The 1,025-nt window shown below is 70.9% G+C and carries 2 protein-coding genes; both read left to right on the top strand.

From position 1 onward, the window contains the following. The coding region (locus ACH4UM_RS41835) for a glycine cleavage T C-terminal barrel domain-containing protein (protein ID WP_398191955.1) at nt 1-520 on the top strand (520 nt) is incomplete at its 5' end. A 22-nt stretch (nt 521-542) separates the two neighbouring features. Continuing rightward, nucleotides 543-1,025 (top strand): tetrahydrofolate dehydrogenase/cyclohydrolase catalytic domain-containing protein (locus tag ACH4UM_RS41830; RefSeq protein WP_398191953.1); only part of this gene is annotated, 483 nt, incomplete at its 3' end.

Below are 1,025 nucleotides of genomic sequence, written 5' to 3'. Positions count from 1 at the left end.
GCTGTACACCACCGCCGACCTGGGCCAGAAGCTCTGGGACACCCTCTGGGCCGCGGCCGAGCCGCTGGGCGGCATCATCGCGGGCCGAGGCGCCTTCAACAGCCTCCGCCTGGAGAAGGGCTACCGCTCCTTCGGCACCGACATGACCTACGAGCACGACCCCTACGAAGCCGGTGTCGGCTTCGCCGTCAAGCTCGACAAGGACGACTTCATCGGCAAGGCCGCCCTCGAACGCCGCAAGGCCGACGTGCGGCGCAAGCTGAGCTGCCTGACCATCGACGACCCCCGCGCCGTGGTCATGGGCAAGGAGCCGGTCTACGACGGCGACCGCGCCGTCGGCTACGTCACCAGCGCCGCCCACGGCCACACGATCGGCAAGGGCATCGCCTACGCCTGGCTGCCGGCCGAACTCACCACTCCCGGCACCACCGTGCACATCGGCTACTTCGACCAGCGCATCGAGGCGGTCGTCACCGAGGAGCCCCTGTTCGACCCGACCATGTCCCGCCTCCGTGGCTGACCTTTCGGAAGGTGCACCGCCGGTGACCGCACAACTCCTTGACGGCAAGGCCACCGCCGCCGAGATCCGCCGTGAACTCGCCGAGCGCGTCGCCAAGCTGACCGCCACCAACAGCCGTGCCCCGGGCCTTGGCACCGTCCTGGTCGGCGACGACCCCGGCAGCCATGCCTACGTCGCCGGAAAGCACCGCGACTGCGCGCAGATCGGCATCGCCTCCATCCGCCGCGACCTGCCCCCCGACGCCACCCAGCAGCAGGTCGAGGACGTCATCGACGAACTCAACGCCGACCCGGCCTGCACCGGCTACATCGTCCAACTGCCCCTGCCGTCCCACCTGGACGCCAGCGCCGTCCTGGAACGCATGGACCCCGCCAAGGACGCCGACGGACTGCACCCCGTCAACCTCGGCCGGCTCACCCTCGGCGTCGGCGCCCCGCTGCCCTGCACCCCGCGCGGCATCGTCGAACTCCTGCGCCGCCACGACGTACCGCTCGCCGGAGCGTGC

Origin of the sequence: Streptomyces sp. NPDC020801, assembly GCF_044334385.1 — a bacterium.
Classification (GTDB): Bacteria; Actinomycetota; Actinomycetes; order Streptomycetales; family Streptomycetaceae; genus Streptomyces.
This window is presented reverse-complemented; position numbering and strand designations above follow the sequence as displayed.